The sequence below is a fragment of the Streptomyces sp. CBMA123 genome, assembly GCF_014596465.1.
GTDB lineage: Bacteria > Actinomycetota > Actinomycetes > Streptomycetales > Streptomycetaceae > Kitasatospora.
On the sequence record NZ_MECK01000224.1, the window covers coordinates 13,382 to 28,750 of the forward strand.

12 protein-coding genes and 1 pseudogene are annotated in these 15,369 nt (G+C 71.2%); 11 read left to right on the top strand and 2 right to left on the bottom strand.

Going from position 1 to position 15,369, the window contains the following annotated elements; all coding sequences use genetic code 11:
- Positions 1-182 precede the first annotated feature (182 nt).
- Positions 183-785, bottom strand: a complete 603-nt coding sequence (locus BG452_RS24040) for a hypothetical protein (RefSeq protein ID WP_188306441.1) — start codon at positions 783-785, stop codon at positions 183-185.
- 133 nt (positions 786-918) lie between these two features.
- On the opposite strand from BG452_RS24040, the gene BG452_RS24045 reads away from it, so the two are divergent.
- The 7 genes and pseudogenes from BG452_RS24045 to BG452_RS48150 all read left to right on the top strand — a co-directional run bounded on the left by BG452_RS24045 (position 919) and on the right by BG452_RS48150 (position 8,156).
- Entirely contained in the window at positions 919-2,169 is a 1,251-nt protein-coding gene (locus tag BG452_RS24045; RefSeq protein ID WP_188306442.1) for an IS701 family transposase, read from the top strand.
- A gap of 315 nt (positions 2,170-2,484) precedes the next feature.
- A pseudogene (locus tag BG452_RS48145) lies at positions 2,485-2,682 on the top strand (helicase associated domain-containing protein); the annotation flags it as partial.
- A 35-nt stretch (positions 2,683-2,717) separates the two neighbouring features.
- A complete protein-coding gene (locus BG452_RS47225; RefSeq protein ID WP_223242661.1) occupies positions 2,718-3,125 on the top strand; it encodes a helicase associated domain-containing protein in 408 nt (135 codons plus the stop codon).
- Positions 3,126-3,202: 77 nt separating this feature from the next.
- Entirely contained in the window at positions 3,203-3,523 is a 321-nt protein-coding gene (locus tag BG452_RS24060; RefSeq protein ID WP_188306443.1) for a hypothetical protein, read from the top strand.
- A gap of 114 nt (positions 3,524-3,637) precedes the next feature.
- Positions 3,638-7,162 carry a CHAT domain-containing protein gene (locus tag BG452_RS24065; protein WP_188306444.1) on the top strand — a complete coding sequence of 1,175 codons (3,525 nt, stop codon included), beginning with the start codon at positions 3,638-3,640 and terminating at the stop codon, positions 7,160-7,162.
- A 16-nt stretch (positions 7,163-7,178) separates the two neighbouring features.
- Positions 7,179-7,664, top strand: coding sequence for a hypothetical protein (locus BG452_RS24070; RefSeq protein WP_188306445.1), 486 nt, complete (start codon positions 7,179-7,181; stop codon positions 7,662-7,664).
- Positions 7,665-7,811: 147 nt separating this feature from the next.
- On the top strand, positions 7,812-8,156 hold the full coding sequence (locus BG452_RS48150; RefSeq protein WP_411293002.1) for a hypothetical protein: 345 nt from the start codon (positions 7,812-7,814) through the stop codon (positions 8,154-8,156).
- A gap of 400 nt (positions 8,157-8,556) precedes the next feature.
- On the opposite strand, the gene BG452_RS24080 is transcribed toward BG452_RS48150, so the two are convergent.
- Entirely contained in the window at positions 8,557-9,204 is a 648-nt protein-coding gene (locus BG452_RS24080) for a TetR/AcrR family transcriptional regulator (protein ID WP_188306447.1), read from the bottom strand.
- A 142-nt stretch (positions 9,205-9,346) separates the two neighbouring features.
- Here BG452_RS24080 and BG452_RS24085 point away from each other — a divergent pair, with 142 nt between their 5' ends.
- From BG452_RS24085 to BG452_RS24100, 4 genes are read left to right on the top strand one after another with little or no spacing between them, the layout of a single operon-like run.
- Positions 9,347-10,492, top strand: coding sequence for a VOC family protein (locus tag BG452_RS24085; protein WP_188306448.1), 1,146 nt, complete (start codon positions 9,347-9,349; stop codon positions 10,490-10,492).
- Positions 10,489-11,430 carry a fumarylacetoacetate hydrolase family protein gene (locus tag BG452_RS24090; protein ID WP_188306449.1) on the top strand — a complete coding sequence of 314 codons (942 nt, stop codon included), beginning with the start codon at positions 10,489-10,491 and terminating at the stop codon, positions 11,428-11,430. The genes BG452_RS24085 and BG452_RS24090 overlap by 4 nt, the downstream gene beginning before the upstream one ends.
- On the top strand, positions 11,427-13,319 hold the full coding sequence (locus BG452_RS24095) for an acyl-CoA synthetase (RefSeq protein ID WP_188306450.1): 1,893 nt from the start codon (positions 11,427-11,429) through the stop codon (positions 13,317-13,319). The genes BG452_RS24090 and BG452_RS24095 overlap by 4 nt, the downstream gene beginning before the upstream one ends.
- Positions 13,316-14,842 (top strand): bifunctional 3-(3-hydroxy-phenyl)propionate/3-hydroxycinnamic acid hydroxylase, encoded by a 1,527-nt coding sequence (locus BG452_RS24100; protein WP_188306451.1) that lies wholly within the window; start codon positions 13,316-13,318, stop codon positions 14,840-14,842. The genes BG452_RS24095 and BG452_RS24100 overlap by 4 nt, the downstream gene beginning before the upstream one ends.
- The last annotated feature ends 527 nt before the right edge of the window (positions 14,843-15,369 follow it).

A 15,369-nucleotide genomic window follows, 5' to 3' on the forward strand; every position in this document is an offset into this window, starting at 1 on the left:
TCGTTTGATGACGACACCGGCCCGAAGTCGCCCCAGACCCCCTGAAGCCTTCAACAACTCCTTCAAAAACCCGAGCCCGTCAACAATCACAGGGCACCCTTTCATGAGGATTGTCCGGGCTCGCCGACCTTGGGCGGTCTCATCGGACCCTGAGTGAGCAGCGCCTCGGTGGGCAGGACGCTTCAGATCACGTCGACAGCCATCCTGAAGCCCACGGGCTTCTCGATGATGAGTTCCGTCTGTGCCAACAGGAAGCGGTTCAGATCTTCGGACACGACGCGGGCTGCCTGGAGAGCGGAGGCTAGATCGCCAGCGCCGGAGCCAGTGCCGTCCGCAATTGAGAGGAGGTGTTTCCGCATGGTTCCGGCGACCTCTGCGATCACCGCTGCGTACGGTCTCTGATCGCCCGAAGATGACGTTGTTGGAACGACGGCCGCCCCGCTTGCCGCGAGCCGGTGTAGTGAGGCCACCAGGACCGCTTCAAGGCTTCCGACCTCTTCGTCGAAGCGGCTGGCATCCACCGGCCTGCCCGCCTCGGCGTCCTGCTGGATTCGCCCCATGGCCGTCAGCATGGCGTGGTTGGCGGTCCGTGCGGACGTGGCAATTTCCAGCGCCACTTGCTTGGCGAGCCGCTCTCGTTCACGCTCCGTCTCGGCTCTCTCCGCAGCGACCGCGGCACTCTCCTGCTTGTGCCTTGATCGTTGCAGCAGGCTTCCACCCGCCGCACCAATCACTGCGGCGCCTAACCCGCTGATCAGCCCTACCACTGCCGTCATGTCCGCCATGGCTCGCATGCTCCTGGTCTGCCGGCCGTAGGGCAAGCCCCCATGGCCGCCTAGTAGGGCTTGGTCAGGTTCGTCTTGGTATGGCGTGTCCGTTGGCGGGTTGCGTCGTTGAGGGTGTGTGACACCTGGGGAGATGGCTGAGGTCCGGGAGGACCTGGAGGCGTTCACGGCGGAGCTGTTCGAGGCGTTTACCCGCAACGATCAGCGCCGTTGGGGACAGGTCTATGTGCGTGGGCTGCTGTTGGACGGCGGGCGCAAGTCGGTGGAGCCGATGGCGGCCCGGCTGGGCGAGGACGGCAACCGGCAGGCGCTCGCGCATTTCGTGACCAGTAGTCCGTGGGATCCGGCGCATGTGCGGGCCCGGCTGGCGTGGAGGATGCAGACCGAGTTGAAGCCGACGGCGTTGATCATCGACGACACCGGATTCCTCAAGGACGGCGACGCTTCCGCGTGTGTGTCGAGGCAGTACACCGGCACCGCCGGCAAGGTCACCAACTGCCAGGTAGGCGTCTCGCTGCACCTGGCCACCGACCGTGCCTCAACCGCGATCGACAGGCGGCTGTTCCTCCCCAAGTCCTGGGACCCGACCTCCGAGAAGGCCGAGCCCGCGAAGGTGGCCCGTCGCGAGCGCTGCCAGATCCCCGCGGACCTGGGCCATGTGGAGAAGTGGCAACTCGCCCTGGACATGGTCGATGAGACCCGCTCCTGGGGCGTTCACGTCCCACTCGTCGTCGCGGACGCCGGCTACGGCGACGCGGTGGCGTTTCGCCTGGGCCTGGGCGAACGCGGTCTGAACTACGTGGTGGGGATCTCCACCACCCTCAGTGCCCAGCCGGGCTCCGCGCGGCCGTTCACCCCGCCCTACGGCGGGACCGGCCGCCCGCCGGTCGCCCGGTATCCCGATCCGGCGAAGAGCGTGAAGGCCCTGGTGACGGAGGCGGGCCGGAAGGCGGCCAGGCCGGTGTCCTGGCGCGAAGGCTCCCGTCCGGGCAAGGGCCGCACCGGGTTCAAGCGGATGTACTCGCGGTTCGTCGCACTGCGGATCCGCCCTGCTGGACGCGAGATCCGCGACGCCACCGACGGCGTCGAACTGCCCGAGTGCTGGCTGCTGGCCGAGTGGCCGGCCAGAGAGCCCGAGCCGGTGCAGTTCTGGCTCTCCGACCTGCCCGCCGACACCCCGCTGACCACCCTGGTCCGCCTGGCCAAGCTCCGTTGGCGCATCGAACACGACTACCGCGAGATGAAGCAGGCCCTGGGACTGGCCCACTTCGAGGGCCGCACCTTCACCGGCTGGCACCACCACGTCACCCTTGTCGCCCTCGCCCACGCCTTCTGCACCCTGCGGAGGCTGGCCCGGGCCCCAAAAGGAACGGCAGCGGCCTGAGCCTCTACCAGGTCGTCCGCGAGCTGCAGTTGGTCCTCGCCACCTGGGCCGGCCACTGCCCGACCTGCCACCGCGACATACCCACACCCATACGAACCTGACCAAGCCCTACTAGCGTCCCTCCCGACGGCGCGTCCAGAGCTGCGAGCCAGGCACGAATCCGGGGATAGGCCGCTGAGGGGCCTCAGTGCCTTGGTGCGCGCTTGCGGACGACCGCCGGGCGCGAGGCCGCCGAGACCGGGCGGGGTGAGCAGCCGGCGCCATGGAGTGGCTGCGGATCGACGCTCGCCGGACGCGGCGCGGATCCTCCAGACGGTGAAGCTGCGGGCGTTCAATCCGCGCGCGGTCGAGTGGCAGCGCATGCACGCGGTCGCCGCCGTGTTCCACCTCCAGCACGGCCACCTCGACCCCACCGACAAGACCAAGCACGCCGAGCTGATCTCCTGGCTCACCCGCCAGCGCCACCTGAACGGCCAGGGCCTGCTCGACCCGGCACGGGTCAGCGAGTTGGACGCGCTCGGCATGATCTGGTCGAAGAACGCCAACGCCTGGGAACGCGGGCCGCCTACGCCGCCGCGTTCCACCACCAGCACGGCCACCTCGCCATCCCCGCGACCGCCAAGCTGGACGACTACGCGGTGGGCGCGTGGATGCGCCGCCAGCGCAAGGTCGACAACCTCACCACCGAGCAGGTCGCCAAGCTCGACGCGCTGGACGAGCTGTGGCGCCTGGAACCGGACTGGAACCGCTCCTACCGCCGCCTGCTGGCCTACCTCGCCGCCGGCGGCACCCTGGACGGCCCGGCGAACCGGACCGGCGGCGACGCGGACCCGGCCTTCCGGCCCGGTACGTGGCTGCGCAAGCAGGACAAGGCCCGCACCGAGGGGAAGCTGACCGAGCAGCAGACCGCGCTCCTGGACGCGCTCCACCGGCATGCCGAGACCGTCGCCGGCTGACCCCGTCCCGCACCGATCCGACCCGCCGTCCCGGCCCACCGAGGCCGGGATGGCCCGCTTTCCGGAGGAGGACCCAGATGCGCGGCGCTGGCTACAACCTGCTGACCCGGCTCCTGACGGACGTCGGCCACACTCCCGAGCAGGCCGCCGCGGCCATCGCCCGGGCCGAGTACGACGTCCTCGACTGGAGCGTGAGCGTCGCCGAAGGCACCAACTGGCGCTGCCCCGAAGGGCGCACCGAGGACTTCGACACGGGATGGATGGCCGCCTGCGACGCCGCCGGGGCGCGCCTGGCGGAGCGTGCCGAGCAGGCCCGCGTCGAGGCCCGCAACGACGGTCTCGCTGTCCCGCCGGGAAGAACCTGGTCTACGCATGCCCGTCCGGCCCTGTCTCGGTGATTGTCGATGGCACCAAGGGCTGAGGACCGGCCTTGGGACCGTGTGGCGCGCGGATCGGCTGACGTGCCGTCACTGGGCGTCATAGGCTGGTCGGGGATGACGCAGGGAGGGGGCTTGGCGATTCCGGGGACGGACGGGGTGGCGACGTCATGGCAGGAGATGGAGATCGTCTGCGGCAGGTGCTCGGTCCGTACCACCGCGTGCCTGCGCCGGTTCCTCCACTTTCCGGGCGATGCGCGGGCGGTGCTTGACCTGGTCACGGGCCGGCTCAACATCCACCGGTGCCCGGTGTGCGGCGCCGGGACCCGAGTGTGGACGCCGGTGGCCGTGGTGGTCGGGGACGGTTCCGAGCTGGCCGTCGGGGGGATCCCGCGGCCTTATCTGTTGCGCTTCGCCGAGCAAGCCCGCCTGGCCGATGGCACGCTCCCCCGGGTCGTTGGCTATGACTCGGTCGAGCAGCTGGCCGATGCCGTCCGTGGCCGGGCCGACGAACTGCTCGCCCGCGCGTTGCGGGAGTATGTCGACGGCGACCTACCCGGCTTCCGGGACGAGCGGCTTCCGCTGCTGCTGACACCGCTGACCCTGCTGCTCGCCGAGTACCAGATCAGGTCTGGGATCATCGCGCCCGGCGAGGTGGCCGAGGAGGCAGCCGAGCGGGTCGCCCGGGCCACCCGGCTGTTCACGACCTGTGTCGTCGAGCTCGTCGACCGGTCCTTCACCTATGCGTTCCACCACGGCGGGGTCGCCACGCTGCCGCAGGTCCTCGAGGACCGCATCCCCGTCGAGTGCCTGCGACCGGAGGTCCTGGCTGCGCTGGCGGCGCGCTGTCCGGCGGTCGATCCAGAGAGCCTGACGGATTCTTCGAAGGTTGACCGGATCCACCGGTACGAGTACCTCAACAGTTGCGCCCATGCCCTTGCCGGCCAGCCTAACCCGAGGGCGGAGATCTGGGCCGCACTGTGCTTCACGCTCTTCGTCTTGTCGCGTACGCCCGGGATCATCGTCGATCCGACCATGCTGCTGACCCCTGAGGTCCTGCGACGGACGATCACCTTCCCCGAGGCCTGGAACGTGGCCATATCCGGGTGGCGCGACAGCGAGATGCACCGCCACTTCGCGGCCTGGTTCGAACACGTTGGGGCTGGCGAGCGGTTCCGGGACGAGATGGCGGGCGGCCTGCCCGTTTCCCTAGCCGACATCGATCAGGACGACGCGAAGCTGACCGCCACGATGCTGGACATAGTGCTTACGAGTGAAGAGACGGGCACCTTCGCCGACATCGGGCTGCTGGCCGGGGCGTGCTGCCGCTCACTGCTCGCCGCCGGACGCGTCGCCGCGGCCGAGCAGTTCGCTTGGATGCTCTGCCACCGCCTCGTCACGACCGAGCGCGGCGAGGAACTCGGCTGGACGGTGGTCAACATCGTCTCTGCCTTCGCCGTCGTGTGGGAACACCGCTTCGTCCGCCGTCTCCTAAAGCGCTTCCGCCCCCGGGTCCTGCGCGCCGGCCCCTCGCCCGAGCTGCGCTCCGCGCTGGAGAACGAGCGCGGCAACCTGCTCCGGTACGAGGGACGGTTGGAGGAGGCCCTCGCCGCCTATGAGAGCTCGCAAGCCGCGGCCGCGACGGCGCCGGACGGTATCACTCCGGACCAGCGTCAGACTCTGCGGATCAACCGCGCCATCGTGCTGCGTGACCTGGGTCGAGTGGACGTGGCGGTCGCCCTGCTTACCGGGGCGCTCGCGGAGGAGCCGCCCGATTCGGTGGCCCGGGTCATGTACTCGATGAGCCTCGCCGAGTGTCATCTCGTGCTCAACCGGCACGAGGCCGCCCTGGCAGTGCTACGCACAGCCGCCGCCGTACCGCTCTCCCGCGACCGCGTCGGCGAGCGGGTGCCGATCTTGGCGAGGCTGGCCGAGTTGCGCGCGGCCGTGGAGGAGGAGCCGGTACTCGACGAGCTCCAGGAGGCATGGGAGCTCAGCGCAGGTCTTCGTGGCCCCCGGGCGGTGGTCAGCGGGGCGATCCTGCACTGCGCGAACCGGGCCACGGTCGCCCAACGGCTGGTGACCTCCGCCAAGGAGTTCCTCACCGACCCGGTCGGTGCAGGCCCGGTGAGCCTACTGGGGGTGCTGCGCCTGTCCCAGTACCACCGGGAGCGCGGCGAGCTCGACGCGGCGCGGGCGGCGATGGCGCGCGTCGAACCGCTGATGGGCGTCGTCGGGCTTCCCTGGCAGTTCCCGTGGCAGCGGTTCCTGCTGGTGGAGCCCGGCGACCCAGCGAAGCGGTGGTCCGCCGCCCGGCTGGTGCTGGACGCCTTGAACGACGGGATCGTCCAGACATCGGGCGATCCGGATCTGGTCGGCTCCTGGCTTGTCGACAAGGAAGAGGCCCAGCGCGAACTGGTCGCCTGCATCACTGAGGCCGAGTCCCGCGGCGTCGCCGCTCCGGGCGAGTACCTGCGGGTCTTCGAGTTCGTGAACGGCCGAGAGGTCCGCAGCCGCCACGCCCCACCCCCGACCGCGCGCCCCGGCCGCACCACCGTCGACCGGACCGCAGCCCTGCTGGAGCGCAGCCGGCTGGCCGGAGTGACGGCCGCCCTGGCCGCCTTCGTGGAGGCACCCGACGGGCTGCGGGTGGTGACCGCCAGCCCCGACGGAGTGGTACGGTCCGTCCCCCTGGTCGTCGGGTTGCCCGAACTCCGGGCCCTGAGCGCCGCCTTCGACCGCAGCGCCGGACCGGGCTGTGTGACCGCCCGCCAGCAGAGCCGTGCCCTCGCACCGCTGGAGGACCTCCTGCGCCGGCTCGGGGAAACGATCGCCGAGCAGACCAGCGCGGGCGAGCACGTAGTTCTGCTTCCCAGCTCAGAGCTACTCGGCCTCCCGCTCCACGCAGCGACCCTGTCCGGCAACCGGCTGCTACTCGAGCGCAACAGCGTGAGCTACGGGCCCAACCTCGCGGTCGTCGAGTCCGTCCTCGCCGCCGGCCCCCTGCCCGCGCCCGGCGGATGCCCGGCGGCGGTGCTGAGCGTGCCGAAGGAACGTGACCGCCCGGACTTCGGGGACCGGCTGCGCGGCACCGCAGGCCGCCTCGCCGACCTGCTGGGACCGGAGGTCGCCCGGCTCGACGGGACAGACGTCACCAAGGCGGCCTGCCTGGAGCTGCTCCCCGGCGTTCGGCACCTGCTCCTGCTGGCGCACGGCGCCAACTCCCTGCCTGCGCACGGGCGTGGAGTCTGCGTCTCGGACGGCTCGACGCTGCCGCCGGCCCCGCTGCCGGTCGAACAGGCGGCGGAGCTGCGTCGGTTCCTGCTCGACGCAGCCGACCTGGTCACCGCGTCAGCCTGTCCGGACGTGGTCGTCTCGATCGCCTGCTCGTCCGGGCGCAGCCGCCCCGGAGCCGGCGGTACCCGCATCGGACTGGAGCGCGCCCTGTTTGCCGGCGGCACCAGGGCCCTCGTCGCCTCGCTCTGGGACGTCGACCAAGCCTCCGCGCTGACCTTCGTCGAGGCCCTGTACGCGCACTGGACCGCCGCGCCGGGCCGGCCGCTCGCCCGGCACTACCGTGCGGCGCTCCTGGAGTCCAGAGAGCGCTTCGAACACCCCTTCCACTGGGCTCCCTTCGCACTGAAGGGCAGCTGGCTGTGACCCGAGGAGAACCATCGTGACCCCTGATGCCACCAACCTCGCAACCCGGATCTCCGGACTCAGTCGGGAGGAGGCATTCGAGGCCGTCCTCGCACTCGACGACCTGTTGCCTGCCGACACCCCGCAGGACGAGCCCGCCCGGGAGCTCCTGGCGCAGGTCGAGCAGAGCCCGTACGGGCTCCTCGCCGATGTCGACGACCTAGCCCGGATCATGCTGTCGGCGGCGGCGCTCACGCCGGAGTGCCGGCCTGCGGCCGAGGAGGCGCTCGACTCCGTGGGGCGCAAGGCGTTCGTTTTCGGTGTCACCGAGATCATCGCGGTGGGCGCGCTGGTGATCGCGGGCCTGGCCCTCGTCCTCAGCAAAGGGAAGGCCGAGGAGCGGACCAAGCTGGAGCTGGACGAGGACGGCAAGCTGCGTTACGAGAGCGAGGTCGTCTACGCCTCGGGCAGCGGGTTGGTGCGGGCCCTGGCCAAACTTCTTGGCCGGGCCCAGCAGCCGTAACGGCCGTCGCGAACCGGTCTCTGCGGCCCGCCCTGCCATCAGCGGGTTGAAATATCTTGGCGATGATTTCCAGGACAGAGCGGGGCTGAGTTTGTCGTGAGCTCCCCAGGATCCACAGGCACGCGGTGCGGTCGAGTCTCCCCGTCAGTGCGTCCGGATAGTGTGTGGCAGGCCGCGGAGATTGGGGTGCCGGTGCCGGTGCCGGTGCTGATGGTCGAGGTCGATCGCTCCACCATGTCGCCGGATCGGGTGGTGGCGAAGTTTCCTGCCTACCGCGAGCTGTTCCGCACCAGGTGTAGAGCACCGATCCGGAGCTGGCCGACGAGGAGCCGGCCGACCGTACCGTGCATTGGTTGCGTCGTGCCTGGCCCGGCCACACCTGGCCCTTGGCTTGCTGCCGCGCCCTGTGCCTGTGCGCCAGGAGCAGGTGGCGGTGAAGCCGGCCTGCCGCGCGCTGAGGGGTCCTACTCAGCGGAGGGAGTTCGGCTATAGCCGTCGCGGTGTCGGGTCTGGCGGTGGCCGGCGGAGCAGGCCTCGCGCACGAATCGGGGCAGCGCGGAGTCCGGTCGGAAGTGCACGTAGGTCTGCGCTGCCTGGATCTGCCAGCGGTTGACTGTGGTTGAGCGCGGAGACCGAGGCCACGACCAGCACGAGGGAGAGGCACATGGCGAAGAGCACGCCGCTCTGGCCGCCACGACCTGTTCGGGCAGGGGGGTTGCTGCACTCGAGCATCTTCATTCCCTCATCGTAAATGATGATTTCATCAGTTACGACCGGACGATCAGCCACGGCTCACGGGTGAGACCCCGCGGGGTTGGGGGATGCGGCAGGCCCCCGCACCGTGGAACGGCGCGGGGGCCTGGACAGGCGCGGGGTCGGCGGGCCGACGGGGTCAGGGCAGGTCGGGCAGGGGGCGGACGGAAATCTCGCGGGCCTCGTCCGCGGGGAGCCCGAGCATGCGCAGGATCATCTCGGCCATCTGCTCGCCAGCCGCCGCGCCGAGGTCGCGCGCCGAGTTGAGCTGGAGCAGGCCGATCAGCGCGCCGCCGACCGCGGACAGGGCCACGAGCGGGTCTTCGAAGGTGAAGCGGCCGGACGCCTTGCCGACCTCCAGGTCGCGCAGGGCGCGCGGCCCGAGCCCGGTGGCGGCGTTGATGTGCGGCAGGCCGCGCAGGCGCAGGATCTGGGTGATCTCGGGGTGCGAGGCGGCCAGCCGCAGCGTGAGGCGGACGCTGGCGGCGAAGACCGCGGCCGGGTCGTCGATGCCTTCGGTGACGCTGTCGAGCAGCTGGCCGTACTCCTCCAGGGCGTCGCCGACCGCGGCGTCGAACAGGTCGTTCTTGGTCTCGAAGTGGTTGTAGAACGTGCCGAAACCCACGTCGGCGCGTTCGGCGATCTCCTGGATGCTCGCCGAGGTCTCGCCGGTCTCGGCGAGGATCTGCCGTGCGGCGGCGATCAGCGCCTGGCGGGTGCGCGCACGGCGGCGCTCGAAGCGGTTGGCACTCGCGGGGCCGGCGGTGGTGTCGAGCTGGTTCGGCATACCGCCAGTCTAGGTGGCATTCAGATCTGATGACTCCATCACTCTGGCCCTTGACGATTGCTCCGGCAAGACTGATTCTTCTATCAGTTCAGAGCTTCTCATCAGAAGCGTGTCCGTGTGAGCCACCCCTGACGGAGCCCCCATGTCGAAGGACCGTGCCCGCCCGCCCGGGCACACCACCGCCCACCAGGACCTGCACAGCGAGCACGGGGCGCTGCGCGGGGAGCACCCCGGCCGCGCCCGGCAGCCCGTGATCAAGGTGGCGGACCTGGCCTGGCTGGAGTTCGAGAAGCCCGACCTGGCCCGCGCCGAGGTGTTCGCCCGCGACTTCGGCTTCGCCGTCGCCGCGCGTACCGGCCAGGCGTTGTACCTGCGCGGCACGCTGCCCGGCTCGGCGTGCGTGGTTCTGCGGTGCGGCCGCACCTCGCGGTTCCTCGGGCCGGTGTTTCGGGCCGCCGAGCGCGCGGATCTGGACCGCCTGGCGCGAGCCACCGGCCGTCCGGTCCGCGACCTCGGGGAGTTCGGCGGCGGGCAGGTCGTGGACCTGGTCGACCCGTCCGGCTTCCCGGTCCGCGTCGTCCACGGCACCGAGCAGCTCCCGGCCCTGCCCGAACAGCCCCCGCTCTTGCTCAACTTCGGCGGGGAACGGGCCCGGACCAATGCCACCCAGCGCCCGCCGCGCGAACCGGCCCGCATCCAGCGGCTGGGCCACGTCGTGCTGGAGACGCCGAGGTTCAGCCGGGCCCTGGACTGGTACCTGGAGACTCTCGGCCTGATCGTCAGTGACTTCCTGTTCCTGGACGGCCAGCGCGGACGCGGGCCCACCATGGCGTTCATCCGCTGCGACCAGGGCAGCACGCCGGTCGACCACCACACCCTCGCGATGCACCTGGGCCCGCGCACCGGCTACGTCCACTCCGCCTACCAGGTCACCGACCTCGACGCGATCGCCGCCGGCGGGCAGTACCTCGCCGAGCGCGGCTACAAGCGCAGCTGGGGCATCGGCCGGCACATCCAGGGAAGCCAGCTCTTCGACTACTGGCGAGACCCGGACAGGCTGATGGTCGAGCACTTCGCTGACGGTGACCTGTTCGACTGCGACCTGGAACCCGGCTGGGCTCCGATGTCCGCCGGCGGCCTGGCCCAGTGGGGCCCGCCCGCCACCCGCGACTTCCTCGGCGCCAACCCCACCCCCGCCCTGATCCGCGAGGTCGTGCGCGCCCTGCGCGCCGACAACGAGATCGACCCCGGCCGCCTGCTGGGACTGATGAAAGCGATGAACCGATGAGCGTCAACGTCCTGCGCACCGCCGACGGCTGGTACGCCGTCCGCGACCAGCGCGCCGTCCGAGTCCGGACCGCGGCCGCCACAACCGCCGAACTGCTGGCGGACCGGGACGCCGTCACCGCCGCTGCGCAGAGCGCCGACCCCGGCGTGCCGGTCGCCGATCTCGCGGTGCTCTCCCCGATCACCCCGGGCTGCCGGGTCGTGGCCCAGATGGCGAACTTCGTCTCGCACGCGGCCGATGCGGGCCTTGATCCGAAGAGCGTCCCCCTCGCGTTCTTCCGCAAGGCGTCCGGGTCGATCAGCGGCCCCTACCAGGACATCGTCAAGCCCGCTCACGTGCGGCTGCTCGACTACGAGGTGGAGATCGGCCTTGTCCTCGGCGCACCGCTCCCGGTCGGCACCGGGGTCTCACCCGCGAACCTCGCCGACTACGTCGCCGCCCTCGTGGTCACCAACGACGTCTCCGCCCGGGACCTGCAACTGCCCAAGACCCAGTTCTACGAGGCGAAGTCCTACCCCACCTTCACCCCCACCGGGCCGGCGCTGGTGCTGCTGGAGGAGGGCGACCTCGGCCGGTTCGCCGAACTGCGTTTGCGCCTGTGGGTCAACGGCGAGCTACGGCAGGACATGCCCGCCTCCGACATGATCCACCGGCCGCTCAAGGCCCTCCAGGCGCTCACCGGCTTCCAACGGCTGGACCCCGGCGACCTGCTGCTCACGGGCACCCCGGTCGGCACCGCGCTCAGCGCGCCGCCCAAGCCGGTCGAGATCCTGGGCTCGCTGCTGCCGGCCGCGACCAAGTGGCGGCTGTTTTTCAAGTCCCAGGCCAAGAATCCCAAGTACCTGCGGGACGGCGACCTGGTGGAGGCCGCCGTCGCCACCGACGACGGCACGCTCGACCTGGGCCGCCAGCGCACGACGGTGAGGTACGCCCGGTGAGCGAACTGCTGTGGCCCCAGTACGCCGCCCCTTCCGACCTGGCCACGATCGAGGCGGTGCCGCTTGAGGCCCGTGACCTTCCTGCCTCCACCTACGACCTGCTGGCCCGGGCCGCGCGGCTCTGGCCCGACCGCACCGCCCTGACGGTGCTCCCCGACGCCGAGCGGTGGCGCGGGCCGCTGCGGTACACCTTCGCGGACCTGCTGGCCGGAGTGCACCGCTATGCCAACGTCCTGCACCGGTTCGGGGTCCGCCGCGGCGCCCCGATCGCGCTGATGGCGCCCAACTGCGCCGAACTCATCCCCGCGACACTCGCCGCGCAGCTCGCCGGCATCGCCGCGCCGCTCAACGCCGCTCTCGCCCCCGCGCACCTGGCCGAGCTGCTGCAGTGCTCCGGCGCCCGGGTCCTCGTCGCCGCGGGCCCGGAGCTGGCCCCGGACGTCTGGGCGAAGCTGCCCGCGTTGGCCGAAGCGCTCGACGCGGTCCTGGTGCTTCGGCCCACGACGGCAGTCGGCGATCCCGCGCCGCTGCCCCGGATCGACGGGGTACTCATCGCCTACCTCGCCGACCTGGCCCAGGCCGAGGACGCGTCCGCATTCACGGGAGAACCGCCCCGGCCGACTGACCTGGCCGCGTTCTTCCACACCGGCGGCACCACCGGCACCCCGAAGCTCGCCGCCCACACCCACGAAAGCGAAGTCGTCAACGCCTGGATGATCGCCGCCAACTCGATGCTCGACAGCGACGCGGTGGTCTTCGCCGCCCTGCCCCTGTTCCACGTCAACGCCCTCGTGGTGACCTTGCTCGCGCCGCTGTTCAAGGGCCAGCAGGTGGTGTGGGCAGGGCCGCTCGGCTACCGCGAACCCGCCCTGTACGGGGAGTTCTGGTCGATCGTCGAGCACTACGGCATCACCGCCATGAGCGCCGTGCCGACCGTCTACCAGGTACTCGCACAGTGCCCGGTCGGCGCGGCGGACATCAGCAGCCTGCGGTACGCCATGGTCGGCGCGTCGCCGCTGCCCGACGCCGTCCGCACCGCGTTCGAGGCCCACACCGGGGTGACGCTGATCGAGGGCTACGGCCTGACCGAGGCCACCTGTGCCAGCGCCCGCAGTTTCCCCGACGCGCCGCGCCCCGGCGCGGTCGGGCAGCGGATGCCCTACCAGCGGGTGAAGGTCGTCCACCCGGATTCGGGGGCGGAGCTGCCCGCCGGGCAGACCGGCCTGCTGGCGATCGCCGGCCCGACCGTGTTCGCCGGTTACGTCACCGGCCGCGACGCCCAGGGCCGTCCGGTCCTCGACGGCCTCGGCAAGCTCGTGGACGGCTGGCTCGACACTGGCGACCTGGCCCGACTCGACGCCGACGGGTTCGTCCGCCTGGCCGGACGTGCCAAGGACCTGATCATCCGCGGCGGCCACAACATCGACCCGGCCGTCATCGAGGACACGCTGCTCGCCCACCCGCACGTCACTGGCGCGGGCGCGGTCGGACGCCCGGACCCGCACGCGGGCGAGGTCCCGGTGGCGTACGTGACCCTCGCCCCGGAGACGGACGTGAGCGAGGACGAGCTCCGCCAGTGGGCCGCCGAGCGCGTCCCGGAACGCGCGGCCGCACCGAAGTCCGTCACCGTCCTCGCCGCGCTGCCGGTGACCGACGTCGGCAAGCCCTACAAGCTCGCCCTGCGGTCCGACGCCGCCCGGCTCGCCGTCGCAGAGGCCCTGGCCGGTCATGGCCACGACGTGGAGGTCGACGCGGCGGTCGAGGACGGGTCTGTCGTCGTGTCCGTCGACCCCGGCACTGGTGACCGTGAGGCCATCAGTGCGGTCCTCGACCAGTACGCCCTGCGTTGGACGTGGTCCCCGGTGACGCCCGGACCGGTGGCGTCATGACCGCCGACACCATCCCGGTGGCCGTGATCGGCGCCGGCCCCACCGGGCTGACCGCGGCGACCCTGCTGGGCCAGTACGGCATCGAGACCCTCGTGCTGGACCGCTGGGAGTCGGTCTATCCGCTGCCGCGGGCGGTCCACCTCGACGACGAGATCTACCGGCTGCTCGCCCGACTCGGCATCGCCAGGCAGTTCGCCGCCATCTCCCGCCCCGCCCACGGCCTGCGGCTCCTGGACCGCGACCTGCGGGTACTGGCCGAGTTCCGGCGCGGCGCCGACCTCGGGCGACACGGCCACCCCGAGGCCAACATGTTCGACCAGCCCCAACTGGAGGCGCTGTTGCGCGCCAACCTCGAACGGCACCCGACCGTCACCCTGCGCGGCAACGTGGACGTCACCGCGGTCGAGCAGTCCGGCGGCGGCCCGGTGCGGGTACGGCTCACCGACCGGAGCACCAGCGAGACCAGCACCGTGACGGCCCGGTACGTGCTCGGCTGCGACGGCGCCAACAGCCTGACCCGCTCGACGATCGGCGCCACCATGCACGACCTGGCCTTCGCACAACGCTGGCTGGTCGTCGACGCCGCCACCGACGCCGACCTGCACCAGTGGGAAGGCGTGCACCAGGTCTGCGACCCGGTACGTGCGGCCACCTACATGCGCATCAGCGAACGCCGCTACCGCTGGGAGTTCCAGCTCCTGCCCGGCGAAAGCGCCGACGACTACCGCGACATGACCCGTCTGCACCCCCTCATCCGGCCCTGGACCGGCGACGTCCCCGCGGACGAGCTGGAGATCATGCGCACGGCGGAGTACACCTTCCGCGCCCAGATCGCCGACCACTGGCGCGAGCGGCGCGTCGTCCTGCTCGGCGACGCCGCCCACCTCACCCCGCCCTTTATCGGCCAGGGCATGGGCGCGGGCCTGCGCGACGCCGCCAACCTCACGTGGAAGCTCGCCGCCGTCCTCGACGGCCGTCTCCCGGAACGGGTACTGGACAGCTACGAGGCCGAACGCAAGCCCCACACCCGAGCGATGATCACCCTGGCGAAGCTGGTCGGCACCGCCATGACCGCAGGCGGGGACACCGGCAGCGCGCTGCGCCGCATGCTCGCACCCCACCTGCACCTGGTTCCCGGTCTGAGCAACCGCATCCTCGACAGCCGGACCCCGGCCCTGCGCCGTTCGACCCTGGTGGACCGCAGGCGGCTCGGGCGCGGCCTCGCGGGACGTCTGTGCCCCAACGCCCAGCTGCCGGACGGCCGGCGCTTCGACGACCTGGCCGCCGGCCGCTTCGCGCTGGTCACCTCCGCAGCCGTCACCCCGGCGCTGCGGGCCGAGGTCCAGGACCGCGGCGGTGTCCTGATCACCGCCTCACCCGGCACCGCCCTGCACCGCTGGCTCCGCCGGGGCCGCACCGTAGCGGCGCTGGTCCGCCCCGATGGCACCGTCCAGCGCACCGCACGCGACCCGAAGGCACTGCGCAGGCTCCTGCCCGCACCGAGCCCCCGCAGGCGTACCTGATTTTGGTCGTGCGGCAGGGCGAGGCGAGTTGGCGGACGCCGCATGGGAGCGGATGGGACCCTGTTGCCGCAGAGGGGCGACGTGGCCGTCCGTGGCGTGACCGCCGCCAGGCGTTCAACGGTGTGCTGTGGCGGCTGCGGGCCCGGCTCCGTGGCTGGAGCCGTTCGTGGCCGCTGGGTCAATCATGCCCAGGACGAGTACCGCGACTTCGTACTCGCCAGTCGGCGGCGACACGAGGCGCCGAGTTGACGACCGCTTGCGTGCTGACTGGTGTCGGCGTACACGGGACCTACCCGTGTACGCCGACAACTGGGCACCAGCCGTCAGACTCCTCGCCGGTCCAGCGAGCGACAGTTGTCGTGCTGACCGGACCGGGCAACCGGCCGTCGAGCGGAACTGCTGTCGACTACTACCGCACTGCATCACAGTCACCGAGAGCCACCACCGCCGAACAACTCCTCGCAAGTTAACGCTCGCAACAGCTCGCAAACTACAAGTCACAACCCCAGGTCGCAGAAGCCGGACTC

Bases quoted from the DNA above. Each gene is read 5' to 3' on its own strand.
- BG452_RS24040 (WP_188306441.1), bottom strand. From the start codon at position 785: ATGGCGGACATGACGGCAGTGGTAGGGCTGATCAGCGGGTTAGGCGCC.
- BG452_RS24045 (WP_188306442.1), top strand. From the start codon at position 919: ATGGCTGAGGTCCGGGAGGACCTGGAGGCGTTCACGGCGGAGCTGTTC.
- BG452_RS24060 (WP_188306443.1), top strand. From the start codon at position 3,203: ATGCGCGGCGCTGGCTACAACCTGCTGACCCGGCTCCTGACGGACGTC.
- BG452_RS24080 (WP_188306447.1), bottom strand. From the start codon at position 9,204: ATGCCGAACCAGCTCGACACCACCGCCGGCCCCGCGAGTGCCAACCGC.
- BG452_RS24085 (WP_188306448.1), top strand. From the start codon at position 9,347: ATGTCGAAGGACCGTGCCCGCCCGCCCGGGCACACCACCGCCCACCAG.
- BG452_RS24090 (WP_188306449.1), top strand. From the start codon at position 10,489: ATGAGCGTCAACGTCCTGCGCACCGCCGACGGCTGGTACGCCGTCCGC.
- BG452_RS24100 (WP_188306451.1), top strand. From the start codon at position 13,316: ATGACCGCCGACACCATCCCGGTGGCCGTGATCGGCGCCGGCCCCACC.